General features: G+C 35.4%; 18 protein-coding genes. 11 read left to right on the top strand and 7 right to left on the bottom strand.

The annotated features are described in order from the left end of the window. Positions 1–9 precede the first annotated feature (9 nt). Together ileS and MG290_RS10270 are read right to left on the bottom strand one after the other, a co-directional pair. A complete protein-coding gene (ileS, locus tag MG290_RS10275) occupies positions 10–3,426 on the bottom strand; it encodes an isoleucine--tRNA ligase (protein ID WP_264561218.1) in 3,417 nt (1,138 codons plus the stop codon). 225 nt (positions 3,427–3,651) lie between these two features. Beyond that, positions 3,652–4,614 carry a T9SS type A sorting domain-containing protein gene (locus MG290_RS10270; RefSeq protein WP_264561217.1) on the bottom strand — a complete coding sequence of 321 codons (963 nt, stop codon included), beginning with the start codon at positions 4,612–4,614 and terminating at the stop codon, positions 3,652–3,654. A 324-nt stretch (positions 4,615–4,938) separates the two neighbouring features. Here MG290_RS10270 and MG290_RS10265 point away from each other — a divergent pair, with 324 nt between their 5' ends. From MG290_RS10265 to MG290_RS10255, 3 genes are all read left to right on the top strand, one after another. Then, positions 4,939–5,124: a hypothetical protein gene (locus tag MG290_RS10265; protein WP_264561216.1), complete on the top strand. Its 186-nt coding sequence runs from the start codon at positions 4,939–4,941 to the stop codon at positions 5,122–5,124. Positions 5,125–5,192: 68 nt separating this feature from the next. Further along, complete coding sequence (locus MG290_RS10260; protein WP_264561215.1) at positions 5,193–5,672, top strand: hypothetical protein; 480 nt, start codon at positions 5,193–5,195, stop codon at positions 5,670–5,672. A 173-nt stretch (positions 5,673–5,845) separates the two neighbouring features. After that, on the top strand, positions 5,846–6,397 hold the full coding sequence (locus MG290_RS10255) for a hypothetical protein (protein ID WP_264561214.1): 552 nt from the start codon (positions 5,846–5,848) through the stop codon (positions 6,395–6,397). Positions 6,398–6,503: 106 nt separating this feature from the next. On the opposite strand, the gene MG290_RS10250 is transcribed toward MG290_RS10255, so the two are convergent. From MG290_RS10250 to MG290_RS10235, 4 genes are all read right to left on the bottom strand, one after another. Next, positions 6,504–7,253, bottom strand: a complete 750-nt coding sequence (locus MG290_RS10250) for a DUF3575 domain-containing protein (RefSeq protein WP_264561213.1) — start codon at positions 7,251–7,253, stop codon at positions 6,504–6,506. Positions 7,254–7,417: 164 nt separating this feature from the next. After that, on the bottom strand, positions 7,418–8,452 hold the full coding sequence (locus tag MG290_RS10245; protein WP_264561212.1) for an asparaginase: 1,035 nt from the start codon (positions 8,450–8,452) through the stop codon (positions 7,418–7,420). Beyond that, complete coding sequence (locus tag MG290_RS10240; RefSeq protein ID WP_264561211.1) at positions 8,445–9,578, bottom strand: 1-acyl-sn-glycerol-3-phosphate acyltransferase; 1,134 nt, start codon at positions 9,576–9,578, stop codon at positions 8,445–8,447. The genes MG290_RS10245 and MG290_RS10240 overlap by 8 nt, the downstream gene beginning before the upstream one ends. A 43-nt stretch (positions 9,579–9,621) precedes the next feature. Further along, positions 9,622–10,392, bottom strand: coding sequence for a TatD family hydrolase (locus MG290_RS10235; RefSeq protein ID WP_264561210.1), 771 nt, complete (start codon positions 10,390–10,392; stop codon positions 9,622–9,624). Between the two features lie 134 nt (positions 10,393–10,526). On the opposite strand from MG290_RS10235, the gene MG290_RS10230 reads away from it, so the two are divergent. Beyond that, positions 10,527–10,964 (top strand): retropepsin-like aspartic protease, encoded by a 438-nt coding sequence (locus tag MG290_RS10230; RefSeq protein ID WP_264561209.1) that lies wholly within the window; start codon positions 10,527–10,529, stop codon positions 10,962–10,964. Here MG290_RS10230 and MG290_RS10225 read toward each other — a convergent pair. Beyond that, positions 10,947–11,531: a DUF3109 family protein gene (locus MG290_RS10225; RefSeq protein WP_264561208.1), complete on the bottom strand. Its 585-nt coding sequence runs from the start codon at positions 11,529–11,531 to the stop codon at positions 10,947–10,949. The genes MG290_RS10230 and MG290_RS10225 overlap by 18 nt on opposite strands. 137 nt (positions 11,532–11,668) lie before the next feature. Between MG290_RS10225 and MG290_RS10220 the strand changes: the two genes are divergently transcribed. The 7 genes from MG290_RS10220 (at position 11,669) to MG290_RS10190 (ending at position 16,442) form a co-directional block, all read left to right on the top strand. Continuing rightward, a complete protein-coding gene (locus MG290_RS10220) occupies positions 11,669–12,244 on the top strand; it encodes a MarC family protein (protein ID WP_264561207.1) in 576 nt (191 codons plus the stop codon). Between the two features lie 47 nt (positions 12,245–12,291). After that, positions 12,292–12,486, top strand: coding sequence for a hypothetical protein (locus tag MG290_RS10215; protein WP_091520752.1), 195 nt, complete (start codon positions 12,292–12,294; stop codon positions 12,484–12,486). A gap of 1 nt (position 12,487) precedes the next feature. Beyond that, complete coding sequence (locus MG290_RS10210) at positions 12,488–13,102, top strand: NAD(P)/FAD-dependent oxidoreductase (RefSeq protein WP_264561206.1); 615 nt, start codon at positions 12,488–12,490, stop codon at positions 13,100–13,102. A 119-nt stretch (positions 13,103–13,221) separates the two neighbouring features. Continuing rightward, on the top strand, positions 13,222–14,070 hold the full coding sequence (locus MG290_RS10205; RefSeq protein ID WP_264563199.1) for a YicC/YloC family endoribonuclease: 849 nt from the start codon (positions 13,222–13,224) through the stop codon (positions 14,068–14,070). A 10-nt stretch (positions 14,071–14,080) separates the two neighbouring features. Beyond that, positions 14,081–14,659 carry a guanylate kinase gene (gene gmk, locus MG290_RS10200; RefSeq protein WP_257500415.1) on the top strand — a complete coding sequence of 193 codons (579 nt, stop codon included), beginning with the start codon at positions 14,081–14,083 and terminating at the stop codon, positions 14,657–14,659. Between the two features lie 3 nt (positions 14,660–14,662). Beyond that, on the top strand, positions 14,663–15,244 hold the full coding sequence (gene nadD / locus MG290_RS10195; RefSeq protein WP_257500416.1) for a nicotinate (nicotinamide) nucleotide adenylyltransferase: 582 nt from the start codon (positions 14,663–14,665) through the stop codon (positions 15,242–15,244). Positions 15,245–15,446: 202 nt separating this feature from the next. After that, on the top strand, positions 15,447–16,442 hold the full coding sequence (locus tag MG290_RS10190; RefSeq protein ID WP_264561205.1) for an NAD(P)H-dependent glycerol-3-phosphate dehydrogenase: 996 nt from the start codon (positions 15,447–15,449) through the stop codon (positions 16,440–16,442). Positions 16,443–16,447 lie beyond the last annotated feature (5 nt).

Genomic DNA, 16,447 nt, shown 5'->3' with positions numbered 1-16,447 from the left:
CTAATTCATTTATTTTGAAACACTAATTTTGGTTACTATATCATCAAACTCAATTTCTATACCATTTATCAAATCATCAGTAAATTCAAGCGTTTCGGTTAAGGTTTCTGCTTTAATATACGCTATATTTGCATGAACGGCTTCTTGTACTGCTGCGTTGGGCAGCATTTTTATTGTTACTTTATCGGTTACTTCAAACCCAGAATCTTTACGGATATTCTGAATTCTGTTTACCAATTCGCGGGCAATTCCTTCTTTCTTTAAATCGTCTGTTAGTGTAATATCCAGCGCAACGGTGATTCCGTTTGCATTTGCTACCAACCAACCTTCGATATCTTGTGAAGAAATCTCTACGTCTTCGTTTGTTAATTTAACAACATTTCCTGATATTTCCAAAGAAATTTCGTTGTTTTTCTCTATGTCATTAATTTGCTCTTGCGTAAAATTCTGAATCGCTTTTGCTACATTTCCCATTTCTTTTCCAAATCGTGGTCCCAATGCCTTGAAGTTTGGTTTGATTTGTTTCACCAAAATCCCTGATGCATCGTTGAGCAATTCTATCTCTTTTACGTTTACTTCTGCCATGATTAAATCGGCAACTGCTTCTATTTCTGCCTTTTGATTTTCATCTAAAACAGGAATCATTACTTTTTGCAACGGCTGGCGCACTTTTATCATTTCTTTCTTTCGCAATGATAATACTAAAGATGATACAATTTGTGCCTTTTCCATTTTACTTTCTAACGATTTATCAACAACTTTTTCATCGTAAATTGGGAAATCGGCCAAATGTACAGATTCAAATGGTTCTTTTGCAGTTGCTTGTATTAAATCTTTGTAAAGCTTGTCCATAAAAAATGGTGCAATGGGTGCTGATAGTTTTGCAACTGTGGTTAAACACGTATATAATGTTTGATAAGCGGCAATTTTATCTTGTGCATATTCGCCTTTCCAGAAACGGCGGCGGCATAAACGCACGTACCAGTTGCTCAAGTTTTCTTGAACAAAATCGGATATGGCGCGTGCTGCTTTGGTTGGTTCGTAATCTGCATAAGCTTCGTCAACGGTTTTTATCAAGCTGTTTAGTTCCGATAAAATCCAACGGTCAATTTCCGGGCGATCTTCCATAGGAACTTCATCTTCGCTGTAGGTAAATCCATCGATATTTGCATACAAAGCAAAGAACGAATAGGTGTTGTACAACGTTCCGAAGAATTTACGGCGCACTTCGGTAATTCCGTCTAAATCAAATTTTAAATTATCCCAAGGATTGGCATTCATGATCATGTACCAACGCGTAGCATCTGGTCCGTGGTCTTCAATAGTTTGGAAAGGATCAATAGTGTTGCCTTTACTTTTAGACATTTTTATACCATTTTTATCTAAAACCAAACCGTTCGACACGACATTTTTATACGCTTTTTCGCCAAAAACCAAGGTACCAATTGCGTGTAAGGTGTAAAACCAACCGCGCGTTTGATCAACCCCTTCTGCGATAAAATCGGCAGGGAAATTTTGGTGATTGTCGATGTATTCTTTATTTTCAAACGGATAATGCCATTGTGCATACGGCATAGAACCAGAATCGAACCAAACGTCAATTAAATCGGTTTCGCGTTTCATTGGTTTACCTGATGGAGAAATTAGTGTGATGCCATCGACCACATTTTTATGTAAGTCGATTTTATCATAGTTTTCCTCACTCATATCGCCCACCACAAAACCATCGAACGGATTTTCTGTTTGAACGCCCGCTGCGACTGCCTTTTCTATCTCGGCAATCAATTCTTCTACCGAACCTATGATTAACTCTTCCACTTGCCCTGAGCCTGTCGAAGGGTCGGTTCTCCAAATTGGCAACGGAATGCCCCAATAACGTGAGCGCGATAAATTCCAGTCGTTGGCATTTTTCAGCCAGTTTCCAAAACGACCTTCGCCTGTTGCTTTAGGTTTCCAGTTGATTTCTTCGTTTAAATCGAACATTTTATCTTTCACTTCGGTTACCTTAATAAACCAAGAATCTAATGGATAATATAATATTGGTTTATCGGTTCGCCAACAATGTGGATAACTGTGTACGTATTTTTCTACCTTAAAGGCCTTGTTTTCTTCTTTTAAACGGATTGCAATTTCAACATCGACCGATTTCTCAGGTGCTTCGCCGTCGTTGTAATATTCGTTTTTCACATATTTACCCGCCATTTCGCCCATTTGTGGAACAAAACGTCCTTGCAAATCTACCAACGGCACCGGGTTTCCAGCATCGTCTAAAACCAGCATTGGCGGTACTTCTGGTGTTGCTTCTTTGGCAACCTTGGCATCGTCTGCTCCAAAAGTAGGCGCGGTGTGCACAATCCCCGTTCCGTCTTCAGTGGTTACGAAATCGCCTGCAATAACTCGGAAGGCATTTTCAGGATTTTGATACGGCAACGTGTATGGCAACAACTGCTCATAACGAATACCCACCAAATCAATTCCTTTAAATTCTTTTACAATGAAATACGGAATTTTTTTATCGTTTTCTTTGTAATCTGCAAGTTCAGCTTCGGTTTCAACAGCCACATATTTCCCTGCAAACTGCTTTGCAACTAAAAGTTTTCCTAAAATTACATTTATGGGCTGGTTGGTGTATTGGTTGAATGTTTTTACCAACACATAATCGATTTTTGGCCCCACAGTTAATGCGGTATTACTTGGCAATGTCCACGGAGTTGTGGTCCAAGCCATGATATCAATTGGTCCGAAACCTTTTAAGAAATCGGGCAATGAATTTTCGATGGTTTTGAATTGCGCAACAATGGTAGTATCGGTCACATCGCGGTATGATCCCGGCTGATTCACTTCATGCGACGACAAGCCTGTACCTGCTTTTGGCGAATAGGGCTGAATGGTGTAACCTTTGTACAGCAAATCTTTGTTGTAAATTTGCTTCAACAACCACCAAACGCTTTCCATATATTTGGGTTTGTAGGTAATGTACGGATCGTTCATATCTACCCAGTAACCCATTTTTTCGGTAAGATCGTTCCATAAATCGGTGTAGCGCATCACGGTACGTTTACACGCCTCGTTATACTCTTCTACCGTTATTTTTGTTCCGATATCTTCTTTGGTAATACCCAGTTCTTTTTCGGTACCTAATTCAACAGGCAAACCATGTGTATCCCAACCGGCTTTACGCTTTACCTGAAAACCTTTCTGGGTTTTGTATCGGCAAAAAATATCTTTAATAGCACGAGCCATCACGTGGTGAATACCAGGTTTTCCGTTTGCAGAAGGCGGACCTTCGAAAAACACAAAAGGCTGGTTGCCTTCGCGAGAAGTAACCGATTTATCAAAGATGGATTGATCTTTCCAATACTGCAACATTTCGCTTGCTACGGTAGGTAAATCTAATCCTTTATACTCTGTGAATTTGGTGCTCATGATACTGTTTTTAAATTCAATGTGCGAATTTAAGGAATTTAGGTTAAATAGTAGTATTTAATTTAGTTACGATTTATTTTACTGTAGTAACTTACAGATTTCCCACGGATTCAAAGATTACTATGCTTTAAACTTTGGCAAAGGTTTGTTGAAAACTTAGCTAAAAAAACAAATAAAAAAGCAATCCAGTTATTGAATTGCTTTTAAAAGATATGTTTTGTTTGTTTAGTTTTTTACGAATTTCTTTGTACTGCCCGCAATGCGTAAAATGTATGAACCTTTTTGCAATGTACCCACATTAATTTGTGCTTGTGTGGTGTTGTTTAAAGATCCTTTTAAAACTTCGCGCCCCATTAAATCGTAAACAGAATAAGGTTTGTTCACTGTTTCTGGAAACGTTAGGTTTAACACATCGTTTGTTGGGTTTGGAAACATTGAAAACTCAATTTTTTCTTGGTCTTTCAGTGCTAAAGGATTTAATGCAAAACGATATACTGTGTTTGGTGCTGGCACAGCATCTAACCCAACAGGTTCATCATCTGGATTATTTGATTCTGTGTAAGTTGGATTTGCAATAGTACCGTCTATGTAACCACCTTGAAAATTAGTATCAGACATATGTGCCAAAATTACTGTTGAATAAGCCTCATCATTTAACATACTTAAGTCGGTAATATTATGATTTCCGTAATGGTATTCAATACTATTATCTACTTCGTAAAACCAAATTTGGTAATTCAGATATAACGTAGATATTGTGCTAGACATTTCTTCCATTTCCATTCCTGCATTCTTGATTTCCAACTTTAAAATACGGTTTCCAGCAGTTCCTTCTACTTTATAAGAAATTGGAGATTGAGAGGCACCTGAAAAAGAGAAATTTCTATCCATTATAAAAGTGGTTACTGGATAAAGAAAAATACCATCAAAATTATTCCACACATCACCTAAATAGAAATAATCATCATCAAATCCAAAATCATTATACGTATTTCCAAATACAGATATTGGGAAGGGTGATGTTACCGGTCCAAAATCGTCCCAATCCCAAACTATTCCATTGTTCATACTAGTAGCTCCTATAAGGTCTGTATAAGTAGCCGTACTTTTTGTGAAATTGTAATAGTTTTGTGCACTTACTGTTACTGTAGCTAACAATAAGCCTGCTAATAAAGTAATTTTTTTCATTTCTATAAATATTTTTATTAATTATTGGGTACAAATATATACAATGTTTTCACAATTAAAACAACTTGTTAATACTTAAAAAATTGTAAGCGAGTGTGATAAGTTGATTTATTCTCGCCCTATTATGAATAAACAGCAATACAATATGCGTTACAAATTCAAAAAATATAAATCAATAAAAAAAATGTAACAGAGACATTGTTGATTTTATAGCGTTTTACTATAGTATATAAGATATTTTTATATTTTTAAAATAAAAAAGCCAGTATATTGTTTTTTTTTGTTTATTTGTACGAAAATTTATAAAAAAATAGTTGGAATTTTATGTTATTAGTGCTAACAACAGCATTTCCTAACAGAGCTGTTGATAATGTTTCTGGGTATATTCCAAAGCAGTTAGAGCAATGTTTATCTGGCGTAACGACTTGGAGTGCTTGGAAAGACAAGATTAGAACTGTACATGTTAATTCTACAGAAAATTCTTTAGATGAATTATTTAATAACTGGTAGATATTATGAAAAAAAGTTTATTATTTATACTTTTCTATATCGTAGGGTGTGGTTGTAATAATGAAGAATTGAGCAAATTAATTATAGATAATAATGATAAAGATTACTTAAAAGGTAGTTCTGAAGACATATCTTTTGTTAATCAAGATGAAAATAATAGTATTGCTAAATTCGACGCGGTTAATTATTACACTAAACAACATAACGTGGGACGAGATACTTGTGAGTATAATACCTACGAATTTGGCAAGAGAATATTTATGATAGGAAATTATTCTGGAAAAATTTCAATTGACTATAATTCAAATTTATCAATACAATTTAATAATAATGTTGATTATAACAATTTGGTACTAAAGAACCCTCAAGAAGTGAATTTTGACACTTTATTAAGTGATATTGAAATTTCGGGTTTTTCGTTTAGCGATGTTTTAGTATTAGAAAAAGTTTCGGAAGGTGGTACTATCAATAAAGTTATCTACAGCAAAACCAATGGTATTGAATTTATATTGTTTGAAGACGGTACTTGGTACAAACGGGTAGAGTAAAAGCTTAAACAACTCTGTCAAAGTTTAAAACTTTGACAGAGTTTAAAAATACAATTAGAATCATCGTTATATGTTGCAAGCAATTGGAATGCTTGGCGTGATAATATTAAAAACCAACACACTAACGCTACATCTGGTAATTTAGATGAATTATTTAATAACTGGTAAATATTATGAGAAAGGGATTATTTTTACTATTACTAACCGTGATTGCAGTTGGTTGCAAATGCGAAGAAACATTAACTGTTTATTCTTTAACTGAAGACGAAAAAGCTTTAGTACCTTACCAATTAAACCAAACTGTAAAGTGGATAGATCATAACAATAATATCCACAATGGATTATTATCAAAAATTACTGAAAATTTCGATGAAGGAGGCGGCAGAGGCGAGGATTGTAGCAGAGTCCAGTATAACCGATTAATTTCTTATATACAGTTTAATAATTTTAAGTATGAAATTTTATTTGAAAAGAGAAACCCAACAGATATTAACTTAGTTATACAAGAATATATTGATAATACAATAACAAGGTCTTTTATACGTGGTATAAAATTAGATAGTTTTACTACCATAGAATTTAATGGAGTAACATATGAAAATGCTGCATTGCTAAGGCAAAGTGTTTTAGATGGTGAAGCTTTCGGTCATTTAGTTTACTCCAAAACCAACGGTATCGAATTTATATTGTTTGAAGACGGCACCTGGTACAAACGGGTAGAGTAAAAGCTTAAACAACTCTAATAGAGTTCCAAACTCTGTTAGAGTTAAATTACAAACCAAAATCCCGAGCATTGCCCGGGATTTTTGGTTTTATATAGTATTTATTCGGTTAAAAACGATAACCTATACCGATTGATGCGCGGATGCCAGCCCAAGGACCGTCTAGTTTTGCTTTAGCACCAGAATCGTTTACTTCGTAATCAAAATCAACCACCGGAATATCTAAATCGCTTAACGATTTGCGAATAGCATCTTGCTCACTTTGATTTAACGGCCTTTTACCCTCTAATGTTCCTTTTGCCGAACCAAAGTGTGGTCCCATGATCATCCAATCTAAATAAAAATCTTTGTACACGCGCCATTGTGCGCCAATAGCAAATCCGCCCGAAAAAGCTTTTACTGTTCCATCAACCATAATATTTTCTTCTTTTCCTTCGTAATCATAGTTTACGGGTAAATCTACATTATATTTTCCGTAGCGTACAAAAGGTGCAATGTAAAAACCTTTGTAACCTTCTTTGCCTAAATAAAAACGAATTTCCGGAGTAACAGAAAAACTAGAGATGCTTATTTGTTTTAATTGCGCACTTGTTGTTTGGTCATCTACAAACGATTCCACAGAGCTTGAAAAAGGCAATCCTTTAGAAGGCATCATGTTTACTGTTGCACCTACTGTGGTTTTTGGAGTAATTAAACGTTCGTATTGTAAGGAAATATTTCCGGCAGTAAGTGCTAAAAGATTCAGCTTTACCATGTTTTTGTTTTCAATTTCTGGCTTTTGCTCTTCTACAGGCTGTTCTTGTGCCATGCCCAACTGCGCTGCAAAAAGAAACACAGCTGCTAAGATTGTTTTTTTCATGTTTTCTAAAATTTTGGCAAAAGTACTTTTATTTTTTAAATATAGAAATATTTTTATTCCTATACCTATTGATTTAAAGCGATTTACTATGTTTGTGCTATAAAAAAGATTCTTGTTTACAGAAAAAACACAGCTGCTTTTGTTGCATAATTTGTTTGCGAAAGTTATTCTTCTAAGCTTAATTCGCCACAGATCGGTGTTTGAAAAGCTTTTGAAAATGCTGATGCTGATAAATTTTGTGGCAGTAACACCATGAGTTTGGTAATAGCAGCTTCGGTAGTGATATCGTATCCCGAAATGACACCAATTTGTTTTAAAGCCGTTCCTGTTTCGTATTTGCCCATATCTACGCTACCGCCCCAACATTGCGTTACATTTACAATTTTAATGCCGCGCTGAATGGCTTTTTGCAAGCAATTAATAAACCAAAACGGTGTGGGTGCATTTCCAGAACCAAAGGTTTCTAACACAATTGCTTTTAAATGGGGAATGTTTAAAACAGCTTCTAACACACTTTGGGTGATGCCCGGAAAAATTTTAAGGATAAAAACATCGTCATTTAATTCTTTTTGAATCGTTAATTGGCTCGATTCGTAAAAATCGTCTAACAAATGTTCATTGACTTTTAAATGAACCCCACTTTCTGCCAAATGCGGTAAATTGGGCGATGTAAAGGCATTGAAATGTTCGGCTGAAATTTTGGTGGTTCTGTTTCCGCGATACAATTTGTATTCAAAATACAAGCCCACTTCTTTTATAACAGGAATTTTATCTTGATGAAGCGAAGCAATTTGTATGGCGGTAATTAAATTTTCTTTGGCATCGGTACGCAAATCGCCAATGGGCAGTTGCGAACCAGTTAAGATTACAGGTTTTGAAAGATTCTGCAACATAAAACTCAATGCCGATGCAGTGTACGACATAGTATCTGATCCATGCAAAACCACAAAACCATCAAAATCTTGGTAGTTTTTTTCAATCACCTCAGCAATGGTGATCCAATGCTCGGGGTTCATGTCTGAAGAATCAATCGGATCTTCAAACGAATAGGTATCAATGGTGCAATCTAATAACTGTAATTCGGGAATGCGTTCTAAAAGCTGATTAAAATTAAAAGCTTTTAAAGCACCGGTTTCAAAATCTTTTACCATACCAATGGTTCCGCCCGTATAAATTAAAAGAATGGCTTGTTTATGCATGGCTTAGTTTTAATTTGTTTACAACAGGATTGGCATACATTTCTAAAAAAGTATCTACCATTGGTTCGTTGCATTTATCAACTTTAAGCTCTAGGCGACGCAAAAAAAGTTGCTTTTCTTTTTCGGTATATTCGTTTGCAAAACGGTTGGTATCGTTCAATAAATCATAAGCAATATAATTAGTGGGCCACAATTTATAGTTGGCAATAATTTGCTCGTCGATTACTTTCGATAACATTTGGATTTGCTTGTTCACGTTGGTTGTTTCGTTTTTAATAACATCTAAATCCGTATCTAACACATCGCCAATATGCAGATGGATACGTTTTTTTTGCCCCACAACGCCACTCATTAAATTTAAAAAATCTTCGTTTTTGTCTTTAATATACAATTCGTCTGCCATTTTTGCCATTAGTTGCGGCATTTTTAGCTTATCGGTGGGGTCGTATTCATAGGAAATAGAAACGGGAACAATGCGTAAATTCTTGAAATAATCCATCATCGATTCTTCGTTACACGCCATTCCAATCATTTTTAAAACGCCTTGGTGGGTGGCATCGTTGCCGTCTTTGGTGCGGCCTTCGCGCTGTGCAATCCAAACCGAGCGGTTGTCTTCTTTGAGCAAATGATACATATATTCCGACAACAACTTGCTGCTTTCTAACAGTTCTCGAGGCGAAAGTCCGCGTTTTACGATAAAATTGCGGTTTAGTTTTGCTAAATCCATAAACAACTGCTTCTGAACCAAATTATCGCCAACTGCCGAACCTGTCATGATTTTTCCGTGTTCCATTAACAAAATATTTAAGAAACTGGTATCAAGCAAAATGTCGCGGTGGTTGGATATAAAAAGATACGATGTGTGGTCGTCTAGCTTATCAAACCCCGAACTTGAAAGTCCTTCAGAGGTGTTTTTTAAAACTTGCTGTAAGGTATGATAAATGATTTTCGACTGAAAATCGCGAATGCTGTGTATGTTGTTTAACAGGTTTTGAACCTGTTCTTCTGAATATTCTGGAAATGTATAATCTATCAACGATTTTAGCATCGGATGATGGGCGATATTTTGAAGCACTTTTTGCACTTCCTCATCGTGATAAAAACGTATCGAATCGAATTTAGACATAGTTTGAATTTATTTTCGTAACTGAAACAAATATACTTCCAATTTACAATTTAAAAATGTTTAATGCGTTTTTTGTTGTTTGATTTGCAATTTCTTCTACTGATAGATTGTAAATAGCTGCTAATTTTTGGGCAACCAATGCCACATAGCTGCTTTCGTTGCGCTTGCCGCGATAGGGTGCCGGTGCTAAATAGGGTGAATCGGTTTCTAAAACGATATGTTCTAGCGGAATTTGATTTAAATATTGATCTATTTTTCCGTTTTTAAAAGTTGCAACGCCACCAATTCCCAATTTCATGTTTAAATTTAAGGCGCGTTCTGCTTGTTTAAAATCGCCCGTAAAGCAATGGAAAATTCCAAATAAATCGTTGCTTTTTTCTTGATCTAATACTTCAAAAACCGCATCAAACGCATCACGACAATGAATATTTATTGGCAAACCTAATTTTTTCGCCCATTGAATTTGGGTTTGAAAAGCCTGTTGCTGAATTTTTAGGGTAGATTGATCCCAATATAAATCCACACCAATTTCGCCCACGGCTACATAGGTTCCTTTTGCTAATTCTTGTTCAACAAAAGCCAATTCTTCTTCAAAAGTTTCAGGTTTTACATAGCACGGATGCAAGCCCATCATTAAATGAACGTTTTGCGGATATTGCTGTTGTATTTGCTGCATACCATTAAAATAAGAAGCATCGATCGCCGGAACAAAAAAATGTTTTACACCAGCTGCAAGTGCGCGTTCCATCATTTCGGTGCGGTCGTTTTCAAATTCTTCACTATACAAATGGGTATGTGTATCAATTAAAATCATTTTGTATTTTTTAATTTTCTTTCTTACCACAAAGAATGCCTAGATTTTTCTAACTAAACTATCACTGTTTTAGATAAATTTTATGTGGTTAAATTATATCTACCTATTTTTGCTTTTCAACAGATATTAAATTAATGAACGATCTTGTAACTGTATTAGAACAGCAAAATTATTTTAGCATTCCGTTTCGCATTCGCAAATCCAATCACTTGTATGTTCAAGCAAAAATAAACCGCATTAAAGGCTTGTTTTTGATTGATACGGGTGCATCGAACACATGTATCGATTCCAACGAAAAAGATTTTTTTAAGTTGTTGTCAAAAGCACATAAAGCCAAGGCATCGGGCGCGGGTTCAAACGATATGCATGCCGAAATTTCTACCAAAAACGCCATACAATTAGGCAAATGGAAAAAAACCGGCATCGACTTAATTTTGCTGGATCTTACGCACGTAAATTTTGCTTTAACCCAATACAAATTGCCCAAAGTGCACGGAATTATTGGCAGCGATTTGCTTAAAAGCAACGGAGCCATTATTCATTATCCCGAACAATTACTTTTTATTAAGTGATTGTTTTTGCCATTCGGTAGCAACGGTTTCTAATTCAGCATACCAGCTTTCGCCATATTTACGGATTAGGGGTTCTTTTAAAAATTTATAAACAGGCACCTCTAATTCTTTACCCAATGTACAAGCATCGTCGCAAATATGCCAGCGGTTGTAATTTACGGCCGAAAACTGTGAATATTCTTTAATACGAATAGGGTATAAATGACACGAAATGGGTTTTTTCCATGTAATCAATCCTTCGTTATAAGCCTGTTCAATACCACACAAAGCGGTTTTTCCATCAAAAATCACATAAGCACACTCTTTATTGTCAATGAGCGGGGTTTCCAAATCGCTATCCTCGCCTACAACCCATGCACCTTTTTCCTCTATTACTGCAATACCTTTTGCACGCAGATAAGGTTTAATAACAGGGTATATTTCCTCTAAAATAGCTGTTTCGTCTTTATCTAAAGGGGCACCTGCATCGCCATCCACACAACATTGTCCTTTACAAGCTGTTAGGTTACAAACAAATTCTTTTTCAAGAACATCGTCTGATACTATTGTTTTTCCAATCTGAAACATAAATCAATTCATTTGCAAGTGCAAAGTTACAATTATTTAATAGTTTCTAGATGTTACCAAAAAGGTAAAAATTATCATTTGAAACATTCGTTGTTTTTGGTTGATAATAAATACCTTTGCAAAAAATTGAAAAGGCTATGGAAATTAATTTTAAAGAGATTTTTACTGCAGGTATGATTATTTTTGCAGTGATTGATATTTTGGGGTCTATCCCGATTATTGTGGATCTGCGTTCGCGTGTGGGAAAAATTCAATCCGAAAAAGCATCTATTGTGGCTGCTTGTATCATGATTGCCTTTTTGTTTGTGGGAGAAAGCATTTTAACATTAATAGGAATTGATGTAAATTCGTTTGCTGTTGCCGGTGCTTTTGTTTTGTTTTTTCTTGCTTTAGAAATGATTTTGGGTATACGATTATACCGCGATGAAGAGCCTAAAACGGCATCTATCGTTCCATTGGCATTTCCATTAATTGCCGGCCCAGGAATCATGACCACTATTTTGGCGTTGCGTGCTGAATATCAAACAATAAACATTGTATTTGCGGTGGTTTTAAACATCATTGTGGTCTATGTTGTTTTGAAGCTTTCCGGACAAATAGAGCGGTTGATTGGCGCAAATGGTTTAGGAGTAATTCGCAAAGTATTTGGGGTGGTTTTATTGGCAATTGCTGTTAAATTATTCGCTACTAATGTTAAAGGCTTGTTTATCTAATTAATTATTTTGTACTTTCGTTTTCTATTCAACAAAATAAATCAATAATGAAATACGTTACATACATAGTTATAGCTATTGCTATTGCTTTGATTGTATTAAACATTACAAAATTAGATTTTAACAACTTGTTTCAAGGCGAAAGTGTTGTTGCATTAATTTGTATTATTGCCATTTTGTGTGCGGTGATTTTGCTGCTTATTTTTAATACTTCGAAGGCAATCGACAACAAAAACAAATAAAATGTTTGACTGTTTAATAATTGGCGGCGGCGTTTCGGGGGTTTCGTGTGCCTTGGTTTTAGGCTCTGCCCGCAAGAAAACGTTTGTGGCCGATAAAAAAATAGGCATTATTGCACATCAAAAATCATCAATGTTGCAAGATGCTTTGTTCAACAATGCCTATGGACTTGCCCCAGGAACTTTAGGGAGTGATTTACTACACCAAACTTTAAACAACTTAAGCTTTTTGTACCCCGAAATTGTGCAAATTGGCAATGAAAAAGTGGTTTCAATTATAAAACAAGGTGCTCATTTTTTGGTTACTACCAATGAAAATATCTATGAAACCAAACTTATAGTGGTAGCAATTAACTCTAGCAATCCTTTCACAATTGATGGATTTCTGCAAAGTTATGTGATTTCTCATCAAAAATCCTTACCACATAAAAACCGTTTACAATTGCAAAATACCGACCATTTAGTAGTGGAAAATGTATATGTTGCTGGCACCTTGGCAGGTCACCGCAGTCAACTAGCAATTGCTGCCGGAAGTGGTGCCGCAGTTGCAACCGATATTCTAACCCTCTGGAACAACGGCGTTGAAACACATGCGCATGATAGTGTGAAAAAAGCATAACTGATACAAAGCAAAAGCTGTCTTTTTAAAGGCAGCTTTTTGTTTTACAATAAATTAACCAATGTATGATACAATTTACTAAATTTGCACCTTTATTATAATTCGGTATGATTTATTCAATGACAGGTTTTGGTAAAGCATCGGTGCAATTGCCATTAAAGAAAATTACGGTGGAAATTAAATCATTAAATTCCAAGAATTTAGATTTAAACGTGCGTTTGCCTCAACTTTATAGAGAAAAAGAGTTAGAAATTCGCAATCAAATAGCACAACAATTAGAACGTGGCAAGGTAGAATGTTCGGTTTATATCGAAGTTACCGGTGAAGAAACATCGTCCACTATAAATGCGCCTATTGTAAAAGCATATATTGCCCAAATGAAAAGCATTATTCCTGATGCAGATGCAACCGAATTAATGAAAATGGCCGTTCGTATGCCCGATGCCTTAAAAGTAGAACGCTGCGAATTGGATGAACAAGAGTGGAAAGAAATTGAAAAAGTGTTGCACCAAGCCATTAAAAACATCAATGAATTTCGCCAACAAGAAGGAGAAAAGTTAGGAAACGATTTTGTGCAACGAATAGAAAATATTAGAACTGCGATGCATGAGGTGGCATCGTATGAAGAAGAGCGCATCACCAACGTAAAAGAACGTTTGCAACAAAATTTAAAAGAGTTAGAAGTAGCTGTTGATGAAAGCCGTTACGCACAAGAAATCATCTATTATATTGAAAAGTTAGATATTAACGAAGAAAAAGTGCGTTTAACCAATCATTTAGATTATTTTGTAGAAACCATGAATACCAAAGAGCATGCCGGACGAAAATTAGGTTTTATTGCTCAAGAAATGGGGCGCGAAATCAATACCATGGGATCCAAATCAAATCATGCCGAAATGCAAAAATTGGTAGTGAAAATGAAAGACGAATTAGAAAAAATCAAAGAACAGGTTTTAAACATTCTTTAAAAACGTATAAATGACTGCACAACAAGGAAAATTGATTGTTTTTTCGGCACCATCTGGTTCTGGTAAAACAACCATTGTAAAACATTTGCTTACACAACCTCAATTGCATTTAGATTTTTCTATATCGGCAACTTCTCGTTATATGCGCAATGGCGAGATAAACGGTAAAGATTATTACTTTATTTCGGCCGAAGATTTTCAACAAAAAATCAAAGAGAATGCTTTTGTTGAATTTGAAGAAGTATATAAAGATAACTATTACGGCACGCTAAAAACCGAAATTGAACGTATTTGGGCAGAAGGCAAACACGTTATTTTTGATATTGATGTGGTGGGTGGTTTAAACATTAAACAGCAATATCCAAACCAAACATTAGCAGTTTTTGTAAGTCCGCCATCAGTCGAAGAGTTGGAACGCCGTTTGCGTTTTCGCCAAACCGAAACCGATGAAAAAATTGCCATGCGATTAGAAAAAGCCGAAAGAGAAATTTCTCGTGCGCCCGAATTCGACGTTATTTTAAAAAATCACGACCTAGAAACAGCAAAAAAAGAAGCTTGCCAGTTGGTTTTAAACTTCATAAATAAGTAAAAAATGAAAGTAGGTTTGTATTTCGGCACATTCAACCCTATCCATGTGGGGCATTTAATCATTGCCAATCATCTGGCCGAAAACAGCGATTTAGATCAGGTGTGGATGGTTGTAACGCCGCACAATCCATTAAAGAAAAAAGCCGGATTATTGCCTGATTACCATCGACTGCAAATGGTGCATTTGGCTACGGAAGGATACGATAAAATAGTTCCAAGCGATATAGAATTTAAGCTGCCACAGCCTAATTACACCGTAAACACGCTGGCACATTTGCATGAAAAATTTCCCAACCATGTTTTTTCATTGATAATGGGTGAGGATAATTTGAAGTCGCTTAAAAAATGGAAAAATTTTGAATTGATTTTAAACGATTATGAGTTGTATGTATATCCAAGGATTTCAGCTGATAAGGTGCCCGATGAATGGATGAATTTGGAGAATATCCACAAGATAGATGCTCCTATAATCGAGTTGTCGTCCACATTTATTCGTCAAAGCATCAAAGAACAAAAAAATATCAAACCAATGATTGATCATAAAGTTTGGGAATATATTGACCATAATTTATTTTACAAGAAATAATTAAAAAGTGTATCTTTAAAAAGATAAAAAAGCGACTATCAAACCCGACGTCGCTTTTTAAGTTATTAAAATCAAATTAAAAATCAATAGTAAAACGCAGAAAAACGTTCTATTATTGTATCCAACCAAAAAAATACTTAACAAAATATTAAATCAACAAAAAGGGCAAAAAAGGTTATTTTTGCAAATCAAACAAATAAAAATGATTAACGATCCTAAGTTTGCAGTAATTGGTGGCGGAAGCTGGGCAACAGCCATTGCTAAAATGTTGTGTCATAACCTAAGCGAAATCGCTTGGTATATGCGCAATGAAGCTGCAATTGAAGAACTAAAAGTTAATAAGCACAATCCTAATTATCTAAGTTCGGTTGAATTTGATACCGACCAATTAATTTTAACAACCGATATCAACAAAGCAATCAGTTATGCAGATTATATAGTTTTCGCAATTCCGTCGGCTTTTTTGGGTAGCGAGTTGGAAAAATTAACCGTTTCTTTAGAAGGTAAAATCATTGTATCTGCCATTAAAGGAATCATTCCCGAAACCGGTTTAATTGTTGGTCAGCATTTTATGGAAACCTACAATATTCCTATCGAAAACATTGCGGTTTTGGCAGGTCCATGTCATGCAGAAGAAGTGGCTTTAGAGCGTTTATCTTACCTTACCATTGCTGGAGGCGATTTGCAAAAAGCCGAAGTGATAGCCAAAAGTTTGCGCAGCCACTACATTAAAGCCAAAACCACAGACGATGTAATGGGAACCGAATATGCAGCTATGCTTAAAAACATTTACGCAATTGCGGCAGGTATGGCACATGGCTTGGGTTATGGCGATAATTTTCAAGCATTGTTGATGAGCAACGCCATTCGCGAAATGAAAAAATTCATTAAAAAAGTTCATAAATTAAAACGCAATATTAACGATTCTGCTTATTTGGGTGATTTATTGGTTACTGGTTATTCGCTTTTTTCACGAAACCGTATGTTTGGGAATATGATTGGAAAAGGATATACCGTAATTTCCACAAAAATGGAAATGAATATGGTTGCCGAAGGGTATTATGCTACAAAAAGTGCCTATTTGATGAATGCAGTACTAAAGGCAAAAACACCAATTATTGATGCCGTTTATGAAGTGTTATACAACAATAAAGAACCCAAAAAAGTGTTTAAAAAACTGACTGATAAATTAGATTAATCCTC

The organism is Flavobacterium sp. CBA20B-1, assembly GCF_028473145.1.
In the GTDB taxonomy this organism is placed as follows: domain Bacteria; phylum Bacteroidota; class Bacteroidia; order Flavobacteriales; family Flavobacteriaceae; genus Flavobacterium.
The sequence above is the reverse complement of the archived record's forward strand: the minus strand, read 5'-3'. Positions and strand labels throughout refer to the sequence as shown.